We start from the raw sequence: 16,819 nt of genomic DNA on the forward strand, positions 1-16,819 counted from the left end.
TGGCCGCATCGCGGTGCGGCTCCTGCCACGCTAGCGACGCCCCTGCCAGCAACAATGAGGAAATTTGTAAAACCCTCCGAAACCGCCAATAGCGACATACACTGCCGCTTCTACCGATCCCGGAGCTTTCGATGCGCATCGGCCTGGCCGCCAACCGTCTCCATCACCACGACGTGCGCGCGGCACTGTTCCGCTGGCTGCGCGCCAGCGAACCCGGGCTGCGCGAACTGGGCGTGACACTGTGTGCGGTCGGCCGTACCCACGACGCGATCCAGCGCAACGGCTTCCTTGCCGGCTACGACGGCCTGCAGCGCTATCCCTACGGTCGCGACGGCGGCTTGATGAAACTGGTGGCAGAAGTGGTGGGCATGGGCGCCGAGCGTACGTTGGACGGTGCGGTCTATCTGATGGATCCAGTGGACCCTTCCTCGGTTTTCCCCGAGGCGACCGCGCTCAAGCGCCAGTGCGTGATCCACGGCAAGCCTTTCATTTCCACCGTGGCCACCGCCCGCGACTGGATCGAGGTGGAGCGCATCCATGCTGGCCTGGCTGCCGATACAGGCGCCAACGACCTGCATGCATTCGAAGGGCAGACGCTGGCGTTGATCGCGCACGATGCGATGAAGCCGGCGATGCTGGCGTTCGCCGATGAACACTTCGACGTGCTGGCGCGCTTCGGCGAGCGCGTCGCCACCGGTACCACCGGCCAGCGCTTGAACGAGCTGGCCTGGAGCCGTGGCTGGCCAGCGGATGCGGCGTGGGTGACGCGCTACCAGAGCGGGCCGATGGGCGGCGATGCGCAGATTGCCGACCGCGTGCTGGAAGGCCGTTGCCAGCGCGCGATCTTCTTCGAGGATCCGCACGTGGCGCGCCAGCACGAAGCGGACATCCAGCTGCTGGAGCGGGCGGTGACCACGGTGACCGATCAGGCGGTGTGCATCACTGCGCCGCGCGTGGCGGCGCGGTGGGCGGAGGCGGCGGCCTTGCGCGCGGCTCGATGAGGTTTGCGGCCAACGGCTGAGCCCCTCGTGGCGCAGGGGCACAATCAAAAGCCGCGCTTGGCCGGGCGGGTGGGCCATGCAGGGGACGCTGCAAGTACATCCATGTAAGCTCGATGGCGCCATCCATGGCGCCAACGCCCCTGCATGGCCCACCCGCCCGACCTCAGACAGTTTCCGTGCCACCACGGAAGAGAAAGGGAAGAGCAGGAGCAAAGCGGGTCGCGCGCTGTGCGCGCTTCAGTAGAGCCGATTTTGCTCGACTGCGCCGCCGGCTCTATGGAGTGGAGCCCCTTCTGTTGAAGGGGCGCGCCGAAGGCGGGGGTAGAGGAGGAATGCGTGGGCAGGTGCTGTAGCGCAGGCGCTACAGCAGTTGCCGGAGCATCGCTTTCAGGCGTCGCCCTTCCAGCTGGAAGTAGTCGCGCTGCTCGCGCCAGTCGGGGAAGCGTTGTTCCACTTCGTGCCAGAACGCGGGCGAGTGGTTGGCTTGGATCAGGTGGCAGAGTTCGTGCACCAGCACGTACTCGAAGGCGGCCGGGCGGCCCAGTACCAGTGCCAGGTCCAGCGCCATGCTGCCGTCGGGGGCCAGCGAGCCCCATTGCGAGGACATCACCTTCAACCGCAGGCGGCTGGGCGCGCGCGGCAGGCCGGGCAGGTACTTCGGCAACCAGCGGCCGACATCGGCGCGGGTCTGTGCTTCGTAGAATTCGCGCAGCAGGCGGCGCAGGGTCGCATCGCCGCCACGGCTCGGCCATTGCACACAGGCACCGTGCCCGTCGATTTCCAGCCGCGCGTAGCGGCCTTCCTGCCAGCGCAGTGGCAACAACTCGCCGCGCAGCGGCAGCACCCCTTCAACGCCGGGCTGCAACGCGGCGGGCAGACCATGCCCCTGGTAGTGGCGCAGCTGCAGCCCCAGCCATTCGCGATGCAGTTCGAGGAAGCGCTCGCCCATCACCAGGCTGGCACGCGGCGGCAACGTCAGTCGTGCGCCGCGCTCATCGACGCTGAGCTTGATCCGGCGCGCGCGCGGATCACGCACGCGCAGTATCTCGATCTCGACATCCTCCAGGCGCAGGAGAACGGTATCGCGCTGCACGGTGGCGGGTGGGACCGGCGAGATCAGGCGGCGCAGCAGACGGCTCATGGTCCCAGCATAGCGCCGTGCGAGGCCGCCGGATGACCGGCGGCCGACGGCCTGCCTGTTCAGTCAGCCTTGCTGAGCTTGAAGGCTTCTTCAAGCAGCAGGAACAGGCGACGGATCTCCGCACTCTGCAGGGCGAAGCGGGCGTCGAACTCGGCACGGCGGCCGTCTTCGTCCGCATGTTCCAGCTGGTCCAGCGCGCCGTCCAGGAACTTCAGCTTGCGCACGATCAGGTCGTCGCCCAGCACGAAGGACAGGTTGTCCTCGAACACCAGGGCCAGCTTGGTGACCTGCTTGCCGGCATCCAGATGCTTGTCGATCTCGTCGCAGCGCAGTTCCTGGTGCTGGCACTTGACCACCGCGCCGCCTTCCACCGGGTCCTTCATCTCGCACTCCTCGCCCAGGCTGAAGCCGGTGGGCAGGGGCTCGCCGGCGATCCAGCCGGTCAGGATCGAACGCGGCGCGACTTCGGCGTTCAGCGGCATCGCCGGGAAGCTGCCAAGCAGGCCGCGGATGTCGGACATGAAGTATTCGCCGGTCTTGCGGCTGGAGGTGTCCACCGCCACATAGCCGTGCAGCTGGTCGATGAAGGCATCGTTGCGCGAGGACTTCACGAAGGCGCGCGGCAGCAGTTCATGCAGCAGGTCGTCCTTCATGCGCTTGCGCTCGCGGCCGCCGGGGCGGCGGCCTTCCTTCTCTTCGATCTCCTCCAGCTTGCGCTCGAGCAGGTCGTTGACCACCGCGCCGGGCAGGATCTTGTCCTCGCCACCGACGGTCAGCCACAGGTGTTCGGCAATGCGGTGCGAGAGCACTTCCTTCTCTTCGCGGCCGAATGGCGAGATGAAACCACGCGAGTTCATTTCCAGTGCGCCCACCGGCTTGAGCAGGGCGTGCGGCAGCAGGGTGTCGACTTCGGAAAAATCAGTGGCAGTCGGGAAGCGGAAGAACGTCAGGTTGCGAAAGAACATGGAATTCCGGTGTCTGAAGAAGAAGGGCGCCCGACCTTAAACGGCAGGCGTCTCGGGAACTGCGTCGGCCGGCCAGGCATCGGCATGCGCCGCATCGCCACGGCGGCCCAGGGCCATGAAATCGAACAGGGCGGCATCGGCCAGCTGCGCAGGTCGCACGTCGGCCATTGCACGTGCGATCTGTTCAATGCGCCCCGGATGGTCCTGGTCCCACTGCTTGAGCATCAGGCCGACCTGCCGACGCTGCAGGTTTTCCTGGCTGCCACACAGGGTGCAGGGAATGATCGGGAAACGGCGGGCCTGCGCGTACTGCGCGATGTCGTGCTCGCGCACGTACGCCAGCGGGCGGATCACCACGTGCTGGCCATCGTCGCTGAGCAGCTTCGGTGGCATGGCGGCCAGCTTGGCGTGGTGGAACAGGTTCAGGAAGAACGTGGCCACCACATCATCGCAATGGTGGCCCAGTGCGATCTTGCTGAAGCCATGTGCCTTGGCGTGGTTGTACAGCGCGCCACGGCGCAGGCGCGAGCACAGCGAACACATCGTGCGGCCTTCCGGGATGACCCGGCTGACCACTGAATACGTGTCCTGCTCGATGATCTGGTACGGCACGCCCAGCCCGGCCAGGTACTCCGGCAGGACGTGCGCGGGGAAACCCGGCTGTTTCTGGTCCAGGTTCACCGCCACCAGTTCGAACGGCACCGGCGCCTTTTTCTGCAGCTGCAGCAGCATGTCCAGCAGGGTGTAGCTGTCCTTGCCGCCGGACAGGCAGACCATGACCTTGTCGCCCGCTTCGATCATGCCGAAGTCGGCGATGGCCTGGCCGACCTGGCGGCGCAGGCGCTTGCCCAGCTTGTCCGCCCCGAGCCCGTCCACGCGCGGATCGCGCGGAACGCGCTGCGGGGGATCGGGCAGGGAGATCACGGCGGACATGGCGCCATTCTACCGGCTTGTGGCAGCCCGGACCCGGGGTCGGGATTCCCCTCTCCCGGCAGTCATCGTCGCTGTGTATGCTCGGAGACCGTGGACACCTACAACCCCGCCGAAATCGTCGAACACCTCGTCGCCCTCCGCGCCGAGCACCGGTCGCTGGATGAACAGATCGCGCGCATGGCCGCCAACGGCGAAGATGAGCTGGAGTTCAAGCGCCTGAAGCGGCGCAAGCTGCAGCTGAAGGACTGCATCACCAAGCTGGAAAGCCTGCAGATTCCGGACGAACCGGCGTAACCGGTGGCCCATCCACGCATGGCGTGGATCTACTGGCCCACGCCGCCCCGAACGCTGATGGCACAGCCCGGCAACCTTTGGATCCACGCCGAGCCGGGAAGTCCCGGTAGATCCACGCCATGCGTGGATGGGGCGACCCGGAAACACATGGATCCACGCCATGCCGGGACATCCAGCAGATCCACGCCATGCGTGGATGGGGCCCTGCATCAACGCGGCAGCGCCAGCTCCGCACTCCAGGCCGCCTCACCGTCCACGGTCAGGTCGCAGCGGCGCACGTTGTCGGCACCGGAACAACGCAGACCCAGCGGGTGCCCGTACCAGTCACCGGCAAGACCCTGGCGAGCGGCGGATTCATCACCGCTGATGCGCACCTCGCCGGCCAACCACAGGCGGTAGCGCACCGGTTGCCCGGCCTCGATACACAGGCGCACCGGCGCATCGGCCAGGCGCCCGGGCAGGTTGTCGTCCACGCAGGCTTCTGCAGCCTGCGCCGAAGTAGCCGCAAGGCCTCCGGCCGCGATCAACGCGGCCAAGCCCGACAGGCGCCGCAGGTTCAATCCTGCGGTGCCGGTTCGTCCGGGCGCGCCGCTTCCGGGCTGACCCGTTCGATGGTGTGGCGCAGTTCGCGGCCGAGGATGAACTTGGCATCCTTGGCCCAGGCGTCCAGGCGCTCGTCGAACAGCAGCTTGCTGTTCTCGTCCGGCCACACCAGGCGCAGCTCGCGCAGCTTCTGGATGAAGCCGCGGAACAGCGACTTGTCGAAGAACTCCGGCGCGGCCGGTGCATAGAGCAGGCTCAGGCGCTGTGCGGCCTGCTGGCACAGGCTTTCCAGCTCGGCGGCGCCGAGCGTGCCCGGGCCGTTCTTCACCAGCACCGAAATGGCGATGTAGTAGCGCTCGAATGCCTGCTGCAGCGAGTGGCCGATCGCACGCAGGCGGAACACTTCGTCGGTCTGCCCGGTGTTGCGGGCAAGGATGCCACCGTCGTCTTCGTTGACGTTCTGCAGCAGGCCCTCACGCACGAACACGTCGATGGTCTGGTCGATGCGCTGGGCGAACTCGTCCTCGGTCCACGGCAGGAACAGTTCGGCCTGCAGGAACGGGTAAACCGTGCGGCCCAGCTGCACCAGGCCGGTGCGGCTCATGCGGCGGTTGTTCTGGAAGCAGCAGGCCACCCACGACGATGCGGTGAACAGGTGCACCACGTTGTTGCGGAAGTAGCTCAGCAGCACCGCGGTATCGCCGCTGACGCTCAGCACGTCGCCCAGCGGGTGCTTGATGCGGGTGAGGACGTTGATCTCTTCGGCGTGGGCGATGATCCGCTCCGGCGAGTGCGGGGTCACCGTCACCCGGCCCGAATACGGCATCTCCACCAGCAGGGTCTTGCACAGCTCGATCTGCGCGATCAGGTCGGCCTCGCCCATCGCATGCTTGGGCGTGGACAGCAGTGCCAGCGCCAGCAGGTTGATCGGATTGACGTCGGCCGCGCCGTTGATGCGCACCTGGATGCGCTCGGCCAGGGTGTCGACGGTGGTCGACAGCCACGAGGGCTTCTCGTCCTCGGACACCGCCTCGCCACCCCACTCCGGAGCCTTCTCGGCCAGCACATCGTTCAGCGCGATGGGTTCGCCGAAGTTCACCACCACCTGGCCGTAGTTCTGCTTGAGCACCTTGGGGATGCCCCACAGCAGCTGCCAGATCGATTCCTTCTCCTTGGGCCGCCCGGACAGTTCATCCAGGTAGCTGCCGCCCTCCATCAGCTTCTCGTAGCCGATGTAGATGGGCTGGAACAGCACCGGCTTGCGCGGCTGGCGCAGGAACGCGCGCAGGGTCATCGAGATCATGCCGCCCTTGGGCTGCAGCAACCGGCCGGTACGCGAGCGCCCGCCCTCGACGAAGTACTCGATGGAATAGCCACCGGCGACCAGCTGCGCCACGTACTCGCTCAGCACCGCCGAATACAGCGCGTTGCCGCGGATCGAGCGACGGATGAAGAACGCACCGCCCTTGCGCAGCAGGGTGCCCACCACCGGCAGGTTCAGGTTGATGCCGGCCACGATGTGCGGCGGCACGATGCCGCGGTCGTACAGCAGGTAAGACAGCAGCAGGTAGTCCATGTGGCTGCGGTGGCTGGGCACGTAGACCACTTCGTGGCCCGGCGCTGCGGCCTTGAACTTGTCCAGGTGGTGCACCAGCACGCCGGCGTAGATGCGGTTCCACACATGGCTGAGCATGAAGCTGGCCGAGCGCACCACCGGGCTGGAATAGTCCGCGGCGATTTCCCAGGCGTAGGCGTGCGCCTTCTTCCAGGCATCGCTGGTTTTGCTGTTGTCGCGCTTGGCCTGCGAGGCGATCGCCTCGCGCACCGTCTCGGCGGCCAGCACCTGGTCCACCAGCAGGCGCCGGGTCGACAGGTCAGGACCGATCACCGACTCGCGGATGCGGCGGAAATGGGTACGCAGCACGCGCTGCAGCTTGCGCACCGTACGCTCGGGCTCCAGGCCCTCGTCGACCGTGCTGCGCAGCGAGATCGGCGGTGCGAAGCGGACGATGGTGTTGCGGCCGTTCAGCAGCAGGCCGAGCAGGCGGCGGAAGCGGCCGACCAGCGCCCAGTTTTCCGAGAACAGCACGGCGAACCAGCCGCTCTGCTTGTCCGGGGCGCGGCCGACGAAGATCGACACCGGCACCAGGTGCACATCCAGGTCGTCGCGCACGCGATGGGCCTGCAGGACCTTGGCCAGCGAATCGGAATGGGTCTTGGCGCCGCGCTGCTCGGGAATCAGCGAGTTGCTCGAGCTGCGCCGCGACAGGGCCAGGTAGGCGCGCTTGCGGCCGGTGGGGTCACCGGCCAGCGGTACCAGCGGCGAGGGCAGGCCGGCCTGGCGGCAGGCCTTGTCCAGGATCAGCGCGTTGGACAGGCCGTAGTCTTCCAGCACGTACATGACCGGGCGGCCATCGTTGTACTGGCCCGGGTCTTCCGGCTCGATCTTCAGCGACAGCCAGGGTTCCACCAGGCGCCCAAGCAGGCGCGCCCACAGCGGGCGGCGGCCGGCAGGACGCGCGTGCACAGGCGTCGCCGCCGGCGGCGTGCCGGCGTCGGTCGAGGGGGACGCCGGCGCCGTGTCGGCGGGCGTCGGCTGGGATTCTTCGCCGGGGAACGGCAGCGGGTTCTGTTTCGACATCGACGTCATTATGGCTTAGCCGATGGCGTTGCCGCTTCCCCATCGGTTGTCGGGGCGGGCACAGGGTCCGGAGCGGCGGCGGCGCGCGCCGCATCGGCCTGCCGCAACAGGGCATCGGTATCGGCCAGGGTGCGGGTCAGGTACCAGTGGCCCTCGCGCCGGCTCAGCGGCACCTGCACGGTCATCGCGCGGCCGGCGAGCTCGTACTGCAGGCGCACCAGGGCATTGTCGCCCTCCACCGACAGCAGCTCACCGCGCACGCTGCGCAGCGCCTCGTCCACGCCCAGGCCATAGCTGGCCAGCACCGCCTTCAGCGTGTGGATGAACGGCGCCAGCTGCTGCAGGCTGCCTTCCATGCCTGCGGCCTGCAGACCGGCATCGTCCTGGAAACCCACCTGGGCGGCGGCGCCGACGAGGGCGGCGATGCTGCTGCGGGCTCTGGCGCGGTCGCTGATCGGGGCATCCTGCGCCCAGGCGGCCAGGGTCTGCACCAGCTGGATGTAGTGCGCCTGCTGGCCGGGCGTATAGCCCTTCTGGTGCCGCAGGTACTGCACACCGAAGTTGCCCATCGACTGCGCGGCCTGGCGCACGGCACGGGCCTGGCCGGCCAGCTGGCGGTCGAAACTGCGCTGCAGCTGCACGCTGGCACCGGGCTCACGCAGCGCCGCCAGCATCGGCAGCAGCTGGTCGCCCAGCGGCAGTCCGGTCAGCGGCCACTGGCTGTGGCCGTCGGCCCAGGCCTGCTGCAGCCGCTGGTACTGGCTGGGGGGCACCGACAGCTTTGCATAGCCGACCAGGTCGTCCTCGGCCAGCCGTTGCGCCATCGCCTGTACCGCAGCGACAGGTTCGGCCGGCGCGGCGGCCGGATCACTGCCGGATTCACGGCACGCGGCGATGGCCAGCAGCAGCATGGCCGCCAGCCCCCATCCCCGCGCAGACCTTCCTCGCATTACCACGCTCATGCAATCGGACTCCCCGGACCGGTCCGCATCTTGCGGCCTGCGACGTGACAGCGGCAAGCCGGGGCGTCACGGTTTCTGCCATGGCGCGCACTGCGCGGTGGATCCACGCCCCGCGCCGATGGGCCCTTGCCGCACCCGGCGGATAAAAAAAGAGCCCGGACCACAGGGATCGCAGGCTCTTCAAACCGGCGCAAGGCCGGTGGACAGTGTTGTGGCGCATGTCCGGCCCGAAGACCGGATGGCGGCGATCCTACGCTGCCCGCAAAGTTAACGCAACACATGATGAAATGTCATTCAACTCATTGATTTTATTGAATCAATCGCGTTGCCAGACTGCTTCAATGAAATCTACGGCATGTTTTTCGGCGATTCGGGCATAAACGCCGGGGTGGCCGGCCAACGCGCAGCCTTCGCCCCAGCTGACAACACCGAACTGGGCCCAGCCCTCGCGCAGGCGCAGCAGCAGCGGACCACCGGAATCCCCCTGGCAGCTGTCGATCCCTTCGCGGCCGGCGCAGATGACCTTGCCGCGTGCGAGCTCGCCTCCGTAGGCCTGCTGGCATTCGGCGAAGGGCACGAACGGGGTCTGCACCGTCTGCAGCTGGGTCGGATAGAGCCGTTCTTCACCGATGTCGGTGTCGCCCCAGCCGATCACCGTGAACTCCCGGCCTTGCTTGAGATAGCTGGCATCGGGCCGCAACCGCAGCGTGACCGGCTGCGCATCGGCCAACGGTGCGCTGAGCTGGATCAGGGCAACATCATGTTCCAGCGTGTTGCCGCTGTTGAACGCCGGGTGCATGTGGATGGCCTTGACGTTGGATGCATGCGCGGACGGTTCGGTGGACAGCCTGGTGACATTGCCCAGTACCGCGATCGAGGCGGGCGAACTGCCCTGCACGCAGTGCGCGGCGGTCAGCACCCAGGACGGTGAGATGAGCGTGCCGCCGCAGAAGTGCCGGGTGTGGTCGGTGTCGCCGTAGGAGATGCCCTGCAGGCTGACCATGAACGGGTAGTCGCCCGGCTTGGCATCCTCGCCGCCGATGATGCGCGGTTCTTCGCGGGGTTGGGGTGCAGCCGTGGCGGGAAAGACGATGGCCGCCGCCAACAGGCCGCCGAACAACAAAGAGGTGCTGCGATACATATCCGTGTATTCCTCTGTCGATGGTTGGTACCGGCACGGCCGCGGTCCGTGCTGGTGCATCGATTGATAGAGGGCGCTCTACGCTTACAGCGCGATGCGGCGCACAGTTTTCCCGGCTGGGGTCGGGTGCGTCAGAGCAACAGGCACAAATGCGAACGCCATCCCGCATTCGACGGGATGGCGTTCGTGGTGCCGGCGTGACCGCCGTGGGGGCGGGGCTCAGCGCGCGGCCAAAGCCGTCGCGATTTCCTGCTGGATCGCCCGTGCTGCAGCCTGCGGATCGGACGCATGGCGGATCGGACGACCGACCACGATGGCATCGGCACCATCGGCAAACGCCTGCGCCACACCCACCGTGCGCTTCTGGTCATCGCCGACCGGGCCACCGGGGCGGATGCCCGGGCAGACGATCGAGAAACCGGCGCCGGTCGCGGCGCGGATCGGGCCGGCTTCCTGGCCGGAGGCGATCACGCCGTCGATGCCAGCGGCCTGTGCGGCCAGCGCGCGTTCGACCACGACCTCCACCGGCTCGCGGTCGATGCCCATCTGCGCCAGGTCCGGGCGGCCCATCGAGGTCAGCACGGTCACCGCCAGCAGGCGCATGTCGCCGCTGTTGGCGGCCGCGCAGGCCTCCATCATCGCCGGGTGCCAGCCGTGGATGGTGGCGTAGCTGACCGGCCACTGCGCCAGGCGCTTGATCACCGCCGCAGCGGTGGCCGGGATGTCGAAGAACTTCAGGTCGACGAACACGCGCTTGTCGCGGCGGGCCAGTTCGTCCAGCACCTGGAAGTACTCACCGGAGGCGAGCAGTTCCATGCCGATCTTGTAGAACGCCACGCTGTCGCCAAGGCGATCGACCCACGCCAGCGCCTGCACACGGTCAGGCACGTCCAGCGCGAAGATCAGGCGCTCGTCGTCACGCAGCGGCAGCGGGACGCGGCTCACGGCGCGTAGTCCAGCGCGGCACGCTTGGCGTCATGACGGGCCTGCCGCGACTGCGCGTAATCGTTGTTGAACTGCGCCGGCTCGAAGCCGCCGTAGGTCGGATTCGGCAGCATCCACCAGCGCTCGCCGAACCAGTCGTGATACTGCTGCAGCAGCGCGTCGCGGCCATCGTTGGTGTTGGCGGTCACTTCCACGAAGTCACCCAGCTGGTCGCCGAACTGCATCAGCACGCGGTACTTCTGCCCGGCCAGGCGGCGGCGGCAGTTCTTCTCGCTGCCGGCCTGCTCGCACCCTTCAACCACGGTGCCCAGACCGAGGAACACGCTGTCATCGGCCACCGGCAGGCCCTGCTCGCGCAGGTTGGCCAGGGTCGCGTCCTTCAGGTGCACGGCGCGGTTGGAGATGTACAGCAGGGTCACGCCCTTGGCATTGGCAGCCTTGGCGAAATCGACCACGCCAGGAATGGCCTTGGCCTTCTTTTCGGCCACCCACTGGTCCCAGCTGAGTTCGTCGTATTCCTTGCCGTCACGCACCAGGCGCGCCTGGTAAGGCGAGTTGTCCAGCACGGTCTCGTCCACGTCCAGCACCACGGCCGGCTTCAGGCCCTTGGCCTCGTTGCCGCGCTCTTCCGGCACCAGCGCGTCCCAGTGGGCTTCCTTCAGCGCAACGTCCAGATGGTCAGCGGCGGCACGGTAGGTCTGCTCGGTGATCGCCCTGTATTCCTGCGCGCGCTGCATCCACAGCACGGCATTGAGGTTGTCGTTGGCGGTCGCGTCGAGGGCACCGTCGGCCTTGGCGGCGGCGGCCGGGGCTTGCGGTGTGGCGGCTTCGGCAGGCGCTTCCACGCGCTTGCAGGCGGACAGGCCCAGCACCGCGGTGGCGAGCAGGGTCAGGGACAGGGAAACGGGACGACGCATGGATTCACCGGCAATCAGATATACCGGCCCATTTTACCGGCAAAGGCGCCGCCGGGACGGCTATGCTTGGCGGTTGACACGTTGTCTTCCGGAAGCCGCCATGACCGACCCTGCCCAGACCCCCGACGTTCCGCTGCTGGATGCCGTACAGGCGCGCCTGCTGGGCTGCCTGGTGGAGAAGGAAGCCACCACCCCGGATACCTACCCGCTGACCGTCAACGCCGCACAATCGGCGGCCAACCAGAAGACCGCCCGCGAGCCGGTGATGAACGTGAGCGCCGGCGGGGTGGAGCATGCGCTGCGCCAGCTGGAGACCCTGGGCCTGGCGCGCCAGCACTTCTCCTCGCGCGCCGACCGTTACGAGCACCGCCTGCAGAGCGCGCTGGACCTGACCCGGCAGCAGACCGTGCTGCTGGCCCTGCTGCTGCTGCGCGGGCCACAGACCCTGGGCGAACTGGTGTCGCGCAGCGAGCGTCTGTACCGGTTTGCGGATATCGACGAAGCCCGCCACGCCGTCGAGCGCCTGCAGCAGCGCGCGCTGCTGGTGGTGCTGCCGCGCGCCAGCGGCCAGCGCGAAGACCGCTACATGCACCTGCTGTGCGGTGAAGTGGACGGCGCGGCGTTGGCAGCAAAGTACGCCAGCAGTGGCGGCGGTGCCGAGCCGGCCGACCCCGGCCTGGCCGAGCGCGTGGCGCAGCTAGAAGCGGCAGTGGCCGAGCTGCAGGCGCAACTGGCCGGGCTGCGCGGCTGAACGTCCATATCCTGCCGGTGCAGTGCCGACCAACGGTCGGCACCCACCGCGGACGGGCGGAGTGGCCGTTTGCATCTGTCAAACGACACACCAGGGTGTTTGCCGTCAGCAGCCACCAACTCTCAGACTGCCGTCGCAGTTCTGCAGCCGTGCGACGTTGCTTTTGCTTCCCTGATAGAGGGGATGGCCCATACTGCCATCGTGGCGGCGGCAATCGGCGGTGATCTGGCAATAATTGTTGCCAAAGTCCTGGGCGTTCGTGAGGCGGCAGGAGCCGCTGGCACCCGATTGATTGAACGCGGCAGCGCAGGATTGCGTGCCCATCATCATCAGCGGTAGTCCATTGGATTCTTCTGCCGACACGGATGCACTGGCCAATGCAGCAAACAGGCCGAAGGTGATGATCGAAACTTTCATGGGTGCGTACCTTCTGTTGATCCCGCGGATTGCGGATCACCAGTTGGGCACACCATGCGCAAGCCCTGGGGCGAACAACTTCACTATCCGGCGATTTTGCAACGTTTCTGACGAACCGCCTGCATGCACCGTGCTGCTTGATCTGCAGTGCACTGCACTGCATTGCAATCAATCCGGTGCACCCGGAGTGGCATACAAGCGGCTCAGGCTGTCGATGCCCGGCAGCTGGATGACCCCGCGCTCGTGCATGCCCAGGCCCAGCAGCACCTTCGCCGAGGCGATGTTGTCCAGATCGGTGATGCCGTAGAGATCCATCAGGCCCAGCGCCGTGCGCGCGTGATTGAACACCGCCCGCGCTGCCTCGCTGGCATAGCCCTGCCCCGCGAATTCCGACAGCACCGCATAGCCAATATCCGGTCCCGGCAGGCCATCACGCCGCACCAGGCCGGCATTGCCCAGCCAGGCGCCATCGGACAGCCGCTCGATGGCGTACATGCCGAACCCGTTCAAGGCATAGCTGTGCAGCACGCGCAGCGCGATGTACTCCCGCGCCTGTTCCTCGCTGTGCACGTTGCGGTCGCCGATGAAGCGCACGAAGCCTGGATCATTGAGCAATGCCAGCATCGGCGCAGCATCCCGGTCTGGTTCCAGGCGGCGCAGCCGCAGGCGTTCGCTTTCGATGGGATGCATGGGTGGGCTCCGGAAGGAATACCTCGATTTTGCAACGCCAGCGCCCGCCGTGCAGCACGCTCAGGCCAAGTGGGCCACTACGATGCCCAGCCTAGCCACATGCCCCGTCACGCTGGCCGAACAGGATCGGCCAGTAGCGCACGCACAGGCGATGGACGCATGCGGCGATCAGGCAGAACCCCATGCCCATCAGCGCCAACAGCAGCGGTGCGCCCCAGCGCAAACCCGGGTGCTGGATACGAGCCTTGGAAGGCATGCCGCCGGGATATAGCACCTGTACCTGTTCGCCGACCACGTACAGTGGTGCCCCGGTAGCAAAGGACGCGGTGAACTGAATCATCTGCCCCTGTGCGGTCTGGAACCTCACCACCGGGCGATGCAGGGTGATGTCACGTGCGGGCATCCCCTCCATTTCCGACCGGGCATCCTCTGCCTGGACGGCCACCACCGTTCCGGTTACGGAAACGGCCTTGCGCGCGAAACGCTGGACGTCCACGAACAGCCAGGCGGCGGCCAGAAGGATCAGCAGGCCCACGGCAAAGAAAAACAGCAAAAAACATCTGAGGAGGGTGGGCATGGTGCTGGCCGGGTTGATCGATCAGCGTGCCGGTGCCGGCGCTGATCGAATGAAGGAAATATCGACATGGTAGTAGCGCGGATTGCCCGGCATGACATGGACATCCAGTTCACGCCCACTCACCTGTGCACGGGGATCGGCCCAGAGATACGCACTGTGGAAGACATGCCATCGAGTGGTTTCAGGATCGCGCCAGGCGCAGACGATGACGAACGGATGCCTTCCCCCCGAGAATACTCCGCGATCGCGCTTGATCGCCCGGACCTTGGCTTGCACCCGTGTCCCGTGGCGAAGGAGCTGCCTGCGCCGCCATGCCCTCGCCGCCTGCGGCAGGTGCAGAATTCCCACCCCCAGCAAGAATGGGCCGCCGGTCACTCCCAGTATGACGCTCAGGCCCCAGGGTGATGAGAGCGAACGCACCAGGGCCTTGTCCGGGCGGTCCGGCAGGTACAGCACATCTACATGATCGCCCGTCATGTAGGCACGATGGCGGGTACGACCTGCGAAGAACCGCATCACTTGCCCGCTGCTGGTAGTGAAGTCCACCCAGTACAGGAACTTCACCCCTGAAGTGCGCGAACCACCGCGATCAACGCTGACGGCATCCACATGGGTGATCCTGCCATCGGCAATGACCGCCCCATCGAGGAAGCGCCTGGCCCCAACGTAGGCCAGAAGCGCTGAAACAAGCAGGACCAGGCCCAGCCCGAGGAAGGTACGGGTGAGAACAGCAGGGATATCGTTGGACACGATGAAAGACACGGCGCGCACTTCGGGTGCGCTCACACTAGGCCTTAACCCGATGCAGGCTCAAGGCCAGAAGCGTCAATCGGACGGATTGGAATACCGCTTTAGTGGCTTTTCGATCCTCAATCGAACAACGCCTCGATCGCCGCCAACCCCGCCGTCGCCCGCTCCTTCTTCCGCGCCGCATCCGCCACCGGATCAGCGCCATCGCGCTGGATCTCCTCGGCCGGGATCTCCTCGAAGAAGCGGCTCGGCTTCAGCCGCACGTGCTCGCCGAACTTGCGGGTCAGCTTGCTGTAGCTCATCCACAGCTGGATCTTGGCGCGGGTGATGCCCACATACAGCAGGCGCCGCTCTTCCTGCAGATTGCCCTCGTCCAGGCTGACCTGGTGCGGCAGCACACCGTCCTCGCAGCCGACGATGAACACGTAGGGGAATTCCAGGCCCTTGGAGGCGTGCATGGTCATCATCCGCACCTGGTTGCCGCCCTCGTCCTTGTCACTGCGCGACAACAGCGCCAGCTGGCCGGCCAGATCGGCCGCGGTGGCACCACGCGGGCCACCCTCGAACCACTGCGCCAGTTCTTCGATGTTGTTGGCGCGACGCTGGTAGCTGGCTTCTTCCTTGGCCTGCTGCCGCAGCTCGCTGAGCAGGCCCGATTCCTTGGCGACCTTGCGGATCATGTCGCCGGAGCTGATCTGCCGCGTCTGCGCGCGCAGGTCACGCAGGATGTCGGTGAAGCGCGCCAGGCTGTTGGCCGCGCGCGGTGGCAGCTGCTGCAGCGCGCCGATCGCCTCGGCGGCCTGCGCCATCGGCATGTCCTTTTCCGAGGCCAGTTCGGCCAGCTTGGCCAGGGTGCCGGCGCCGACCTCGCGCTTGGGCGACTGCACCGCACGCAGGAACGCGGTGTCGTCGTCCGGGTTCACCAGCAGCCGCAGCCAGGCCAGCGTGTCCTTCACTTCCTGGCGCTCCAGGAACATGGTGCCGCCGGTCAGGTGGTAGGGGATGCGCAGCAGCTGCATGGCCTTTTCCAGCGGCCGCGACTGGAAGTTGCCGCGGAACAGGATGCAGAAATCGCTCCACGGCACGTTGCGCGTCTGCGCTACGAACGCGATCTCGGCGGCGACCTTCTCGGCCTCGTGTTCGCTGTTGCGGCACTCCCACACACGGATGCGCTCGCCGTCGGCCTGGTCGCTCCACAGCTTCTTCAGGTGTTCGTGCGGATTGTTGGCGATCAGCGCGTTGGCCGCGCGCAGCACGCGGTTGGAACACCGGTAGTTCTGCTCCAGCTTGATGATTTCCAGCGCCGGGTAATCGCGCCCCATCTGCTGCAGGTTTTCCGGGTTGGCACCGCGCCAGGCGTAGATCGACTGGTCGTCATCGCCCACGCAGGTGAAGTTGCCCTTGTCACCGGCCAGCTGCTTGAGCAGGCGGTACTGCGCATCGTTGGTGTCCTGGCATTCGTCGACCAGCAGGTAGCCGATGCGCTCGCGCCAGGCCAGCGCGATCTCCGGGTTCTCTTCCAGGATCTGCACCGGCAACCGGATCAGGTCGTCGAAGTCCACTGCGTTGAACGCGCTCAGGCGCAACTGGTAGCGCTCGTAGATGCCGGCCGCTTCCTTCTCGCGGTTGCTGCGCGCAGCGGCCATCGCCTGCTCCGGCGACAGGCCGGCGTTCTTGGCGCGCGACACCAGGTTCTTCATGTCCTCGATGTCGTCCGGCTTCGCGCCGTACATCAGGTCCTTGATCTGCGCGGCCGCGTCATCGGCATCGAAGATAGAGAAACCGCGCTTGAGCCCGACGGCGGCATGCTCGATCTGCAGGAACTTCAGGCCCAGCGCATGGAAGGTGCAGATGGTCACTTCATCGGCATCCTGCTCGCGCAGGCGCTTGGCCACGCGCTCGCGCATTTCCTTGGCCGACTTGTTGGTGAAGGTGATCGCGGCGATGCGCTTGGCCGGGTAGCGGCCACAGCCGATCAGGTGGGCGATCTTTTCCACGATCACGCGTGTCTTGCCGCTGCCGGCGCCGGCGAGCACCAGCAGCGGTCCTTCGATGTGGAGGACGGCGGCAGCTTGGGGGGGATTGAGACCGTGCATTGGGGTGCGATTGTAGCGGGCGTTGGTGGCGGCCACAGCCGCCGGCCGGTGAGCT

Annotated in this window: 17 protein-coding genes; 3 read left to right on the plus strand and 14 right to left on the minus strand. The window is 66.7% G+C overall.

What is annotated here, in order from left to right; genetic code table 11:
- Positions 1 to 131: 131 nt before the first annotated feature.
- Positions 132 to 1,001 (plus strand): methylglyoxal synthase, encoded by an 870-nt coding sequence (locus tag ABIA73_RS06240; RefSeq protein WP_354275549.1) that lies wholly within the window; start codon positions 132 to 134, stop codon positions 999 to 1,001.
- Positions 1,002 to 1,362: 361 nt separating this feature from the next.
- Here ABIA73_RS06240 and ABIA73_RS06245 read toward each other — a convergent pair whose 3' ends face one another.
- From ABIA73_RS06245 to ttcA, 3 genes are read right to left on the minus strand one after another with little or no spacing between them, the layout of a single operon-like run.
- A complete protein-coding gene (locus ABIA73_RS06245; RefSeq protein ID WP_354275550.1) occupies positions 1,363 to 2,142 on the minus strand; it encodes a M48 family metallopeptidase in 780 nt (259 codons plus the stop codon).
- A 59-nt stretch (positions 2,143 to 2,201) separates the two neighbouring features.
- Entirely contained in the window at positions 2,202 to 3,107 is a 906-nt protein-coding gene (locus tag ABIA73_RS06250) for a recombination-associated protein RdgC (protein ID WP_025875418.1), read from the minus strand.
- Between the two features lie 36 nt (positions 3,108 to 3,143).
- Positions 3,144 to 4,040 carry a tRNA 2-thiocytidine(32) synthetase TtcA gene (ttcA, locus tag ABIA73_RS06255; RefSeq protein WP_025875419.1) on the minus strand — a complete coding sequence of 299 codons (897 nt, stop codon included), beginning with the start codon at positions 4,038 to 4,040 and terminating at the stop codon, positions 3,144 to 3,146.
- Between the two features lie 90 nt (positions 4,041 to 4,130).
- Between ttcA and ABIA73_RS06260 the strand changes: the two genes are divergently transcribed.
- Positions 4,131 to 4,334 (plus strand): YdcH family protein, encoded by a 204-nt coding sequence (locus ABIA73_RS06260; RefSeq protein WP_032978412.1) that lies wholly within the window; start codon positions 4,131 to 4,133, stop codon positions 4,332 to 4,334.
- A 209-nt stretch (positions 4,335 to 4,543) separates the two neighbouring features.
- Here ABIA73_RS06260 and ABIA73_RS06265 read toward each other — a convergent pair whose 3' ends face one another.
- The 6 genes from ABIA73_RS06265 to ABIA73_RS06290 all read right to left on the minus strand — a co-directional run bounded on the left by ABIA73_RS06265 (position 4,544) and on the right by ABIA73_RS06290 (position 11,483).
- On the minus strand, positions 4,544 to 4,807 hold the full coding sequence (locus ABIA73_RS06265) for a hypothetical protein (protein ID WP_354275551.1): 264 nt from the start codon (positions 4,805 to 4,807) through the stop codon (positions 4,544 to 4,546).
- A gap of 83 nt (positions 4,808 to 4,890) precedes the next feature.
- The gene (gene plsB / locus ABIA73_RS06270; protein ID WP_025875424.1) at positions 4,891 to 7,527 is read right to left on the minus strand and encodes a glycerol-3-phosphate 1-O-acyltransferase PlsB; all 2,637 of its coding nucleotides are present in this window, start codon (positions 7,525 to 7,527) and stop codon (positions 4,891 to 4,893) included.
- Positions 7,527 to 8,480: a hypothetical protein gene (locus ABIA73_RS06275; protein WP_025875426.1), complete on the minus strand. Its 954-nt coding sequence runs from the start codon at positions 8,478 to 8,480 to the stop codon at positions 7,527 to 7,529. The genes plsB and ABIA73_RS06275 overlap by 1 nt, the downstream gene beginning before the upstream one ends.
- Before the next feature lie 316 nt (positions 8,481 to 8,796).
- Positions 8,797 to 9,621, minus strand: a complete 825-nt coding sequence (locus ABIA73_RS06280) for a S1 family peptidase (RefSeq protein WP_354275552.1) — start codon at positions 9,619 to 9,621, stop codon at positions 8,797 to 8,799.
- A 219-nt stretch (positions 9,622 to 9,840) separates the two neighbouring features.
- A complete protein-coding gene (pyrF, locus tag ABIA73_RS06285) occupies positions 9,841 to 10,566 on the minus strand; it encodes an orotidine-5'-phosphate decarboxylase (RefSeq protein WP_354275553.1) in 726 nt (241 codons plus the stop codon).
- Positions 10,563 to 11,483 carry a 5'-nucleotidase, lipoprotein e(P4) family gene (locus ABIA73_RS06290; RefSeq protein WP_025875432.1) on the minus strand — a complete coding sequence of 307 codons (921 nt, stop codon included), beginning with the start codon at positions 11,481 to 11,483 and terminating at the stop codon, positions 10,563 to 10,565. The genes pyrF and ABIA73_RS06290 overlap by 4 nt, the downstream gene beginning before the upstream one ends.
- Before the next feature lie 100 nt (positions 11,484 to 11,583).
- On the opposite strand from ABIA73_RS06290, the gene ABIA73_RS06295 reads away from it, so the two are divergent.
- The gene (locus ABIA73_RS06295) at positions 11,584 to 12,234 is read left to right on the plus strand and encodes a YceH family protein (RefSeq protein ID WP_354275554.1); all 651 of its coding nucleotides are present in this window, start codon (positions 11,584 to 11,586) and stop codon (positions 12,232 to 12,234) included.
- A gap of 105 nt (positions 12,235 to 12,339) precedes the next feature.
- On the opposite strand, the gene ABIA73_RS06300 is transcribed toward ABIA73_RS06295, so the two are convergent.
- From ABIA73_RS06300 to ABIA73_RS06320, 5 genes are all read right to left on the minus strand, one after another.
- Complete coding sequence (locus ABIA73_RS06300) at positions 12,340 to 12,651, minus strand: hypothetical protein (RefSeq protein WP_025875436.1); 312 nt, start codon at positions 12,649 to 12,651, stop codon at positions 12,340 to 12,342.
- Positions 12,652 to 12,819: 168 nt separating this feature from the next.
- Positions 12,820 to 13,341, minus strand: a complete 522-nt coding sequence (locus ABIA73_RS06305; RefSeq protein WP_059063099.1) for a GNAT family N-acetyltransferase — start codon at positions 13,339 to 13,341, stop codon at positions 12,820 to 12,822.
- 91 nt (positions 13,342 to 13,432) lie between these two features.
- Positions 13,433 to 13,918, minus strand: coding sequence for a DUF3592 domain-containing protein (locus ABIA73_RS06310; RefSeq protein WP_081323674.1), 486 nt, complete (start codon positions 13,916 to 13,918; stop codon positions 13,433 to 13,435).
- Between the two features lie 21 nt (positions 13,919 to 13,939).
- Positions 13,940 to 14,680, minus strand: coding sequence for a DUF3592 domain-containing protein (locus tag ABIA73_RS06315; RefSeq protein WP_167552074.1), 741 nt, complete (start codon positions 14,678 to 14,680; stop codon positions 13,940 to 13,942).
- A 107-nt stretch (positions 14,681 to 14,787) separates the two neighbouring features.
- Entirely contained in the window at positions 14,788 to 16,764 is a 1,977-nt protein-coding gene (locus ABIA73_RS06320) for a UvrD-helicase domain-containing protein (RefSeq protein ID WP_025875440.1), read from the minus strand.
- Between the last annotated feature and the right edge of the window lie 55 nt (positions 16,765 to 16,819).

The organism is Stenotrophomonas sp. 2694, assembly GCF_040548715.1.
GTDB lineage: Bacteria > Pseudomonadota > Gammaproteobacteria > Xanthomonadales > Xanthomonadaceae > Stenotrophomonas > Stenotrophomonas indicatrix.

Coding starts and splice junctions, on each gene's coding strand:
- ABIA73_RS06250 (WP_025875418.1), bottom strand. CDS start 3,107: ATGTTCTTTCGCAACCTGACGTTCTTCCGCTTCCCGACTGCCACTGAT.
- ABIA73_RS06290 (WP_025875432.1), bottom strand. CDS start 11,483: ATGCGTCGTCCCGTTTCCCTGTCCCTGACCCTGCTCGCCACCGCGGTG.
- plsB (WP_025875424.1), bottom strand. CDS start 7,527: ATGACGTCGATGTCGAAACAGAACCCGCTGCCGTTCCCCGGCGAAGAA.
- ABIA73_RS06275 (WP_025875426.1), bottom strand. CDS start 8,480: ATGAGCGTGGTAATGCGAGGAAGGTCTGCGCGGGGATGGGGGCTGGCG.
- ABIA73_RS06310 (WP_081323674.1), bottom strand. CDS start 13,918: ATGCCCACCCTCCTCAGATGTTTTTTGCTGTTTTTCTTTGCCGTGGGC.
- ABIA73_RS06320 (WP_025875440.1), bottom strand. CDS start 16,764: ATGCACGGTCTCAATCCCCCCCAAGCTGCCGCCGTCCTCCACATCGAA.
- ABIA73_RS06295 (WP_354275554.1), top strand. CDS start 11,584: ATGACCGACCCTGCCCAGACCCCCGACGTTCCGCTGCTGGATGCCGTA.
- ABIA73_RS06280 (WP_354275552.1), bottom strand. CDS start 9,621: ATGTATCGCAGCACCTCTTTGTTGTTCGGCGGCCTGTTGGCGGCGGCC.
- ABIA73_RS06300 (WP_025875436.1), bottom strand. CDS start 12,651: ATGAAAGTTTCGATCATCACCTTCGGCCTGTTTGCTGCATTGGCCAGT.
- ttcA (WP_025875419.1), bottom strand. CDS start 4,040: ATGTCCGCCGTGATCTCCCTGCCCGATCCCCCGCAGCGCGTTCCGCGC.
- ABIA73_RS06240 (WP_354275549.1), top strand. CDS start 132: ATGCGCATCGGCCTGGCCGCCAACCGTCTCCATCACCACGACGTGCGC.
- ABIA73_RS06305 (WP_059063099.1), bottom strand. CDS start 13,341: ATGCATCCCATCGAAAGCGAACGCCTGCGGCTGCGCCGCCTGGAACCA.
- ABIA73_RS06245 (WP_354275550.1), bottom strand. CDS start 2,142: ATGAGCCGTCTGCTGCGCCGCCTGATCTCGCCGGTCCCACCCGCCACC.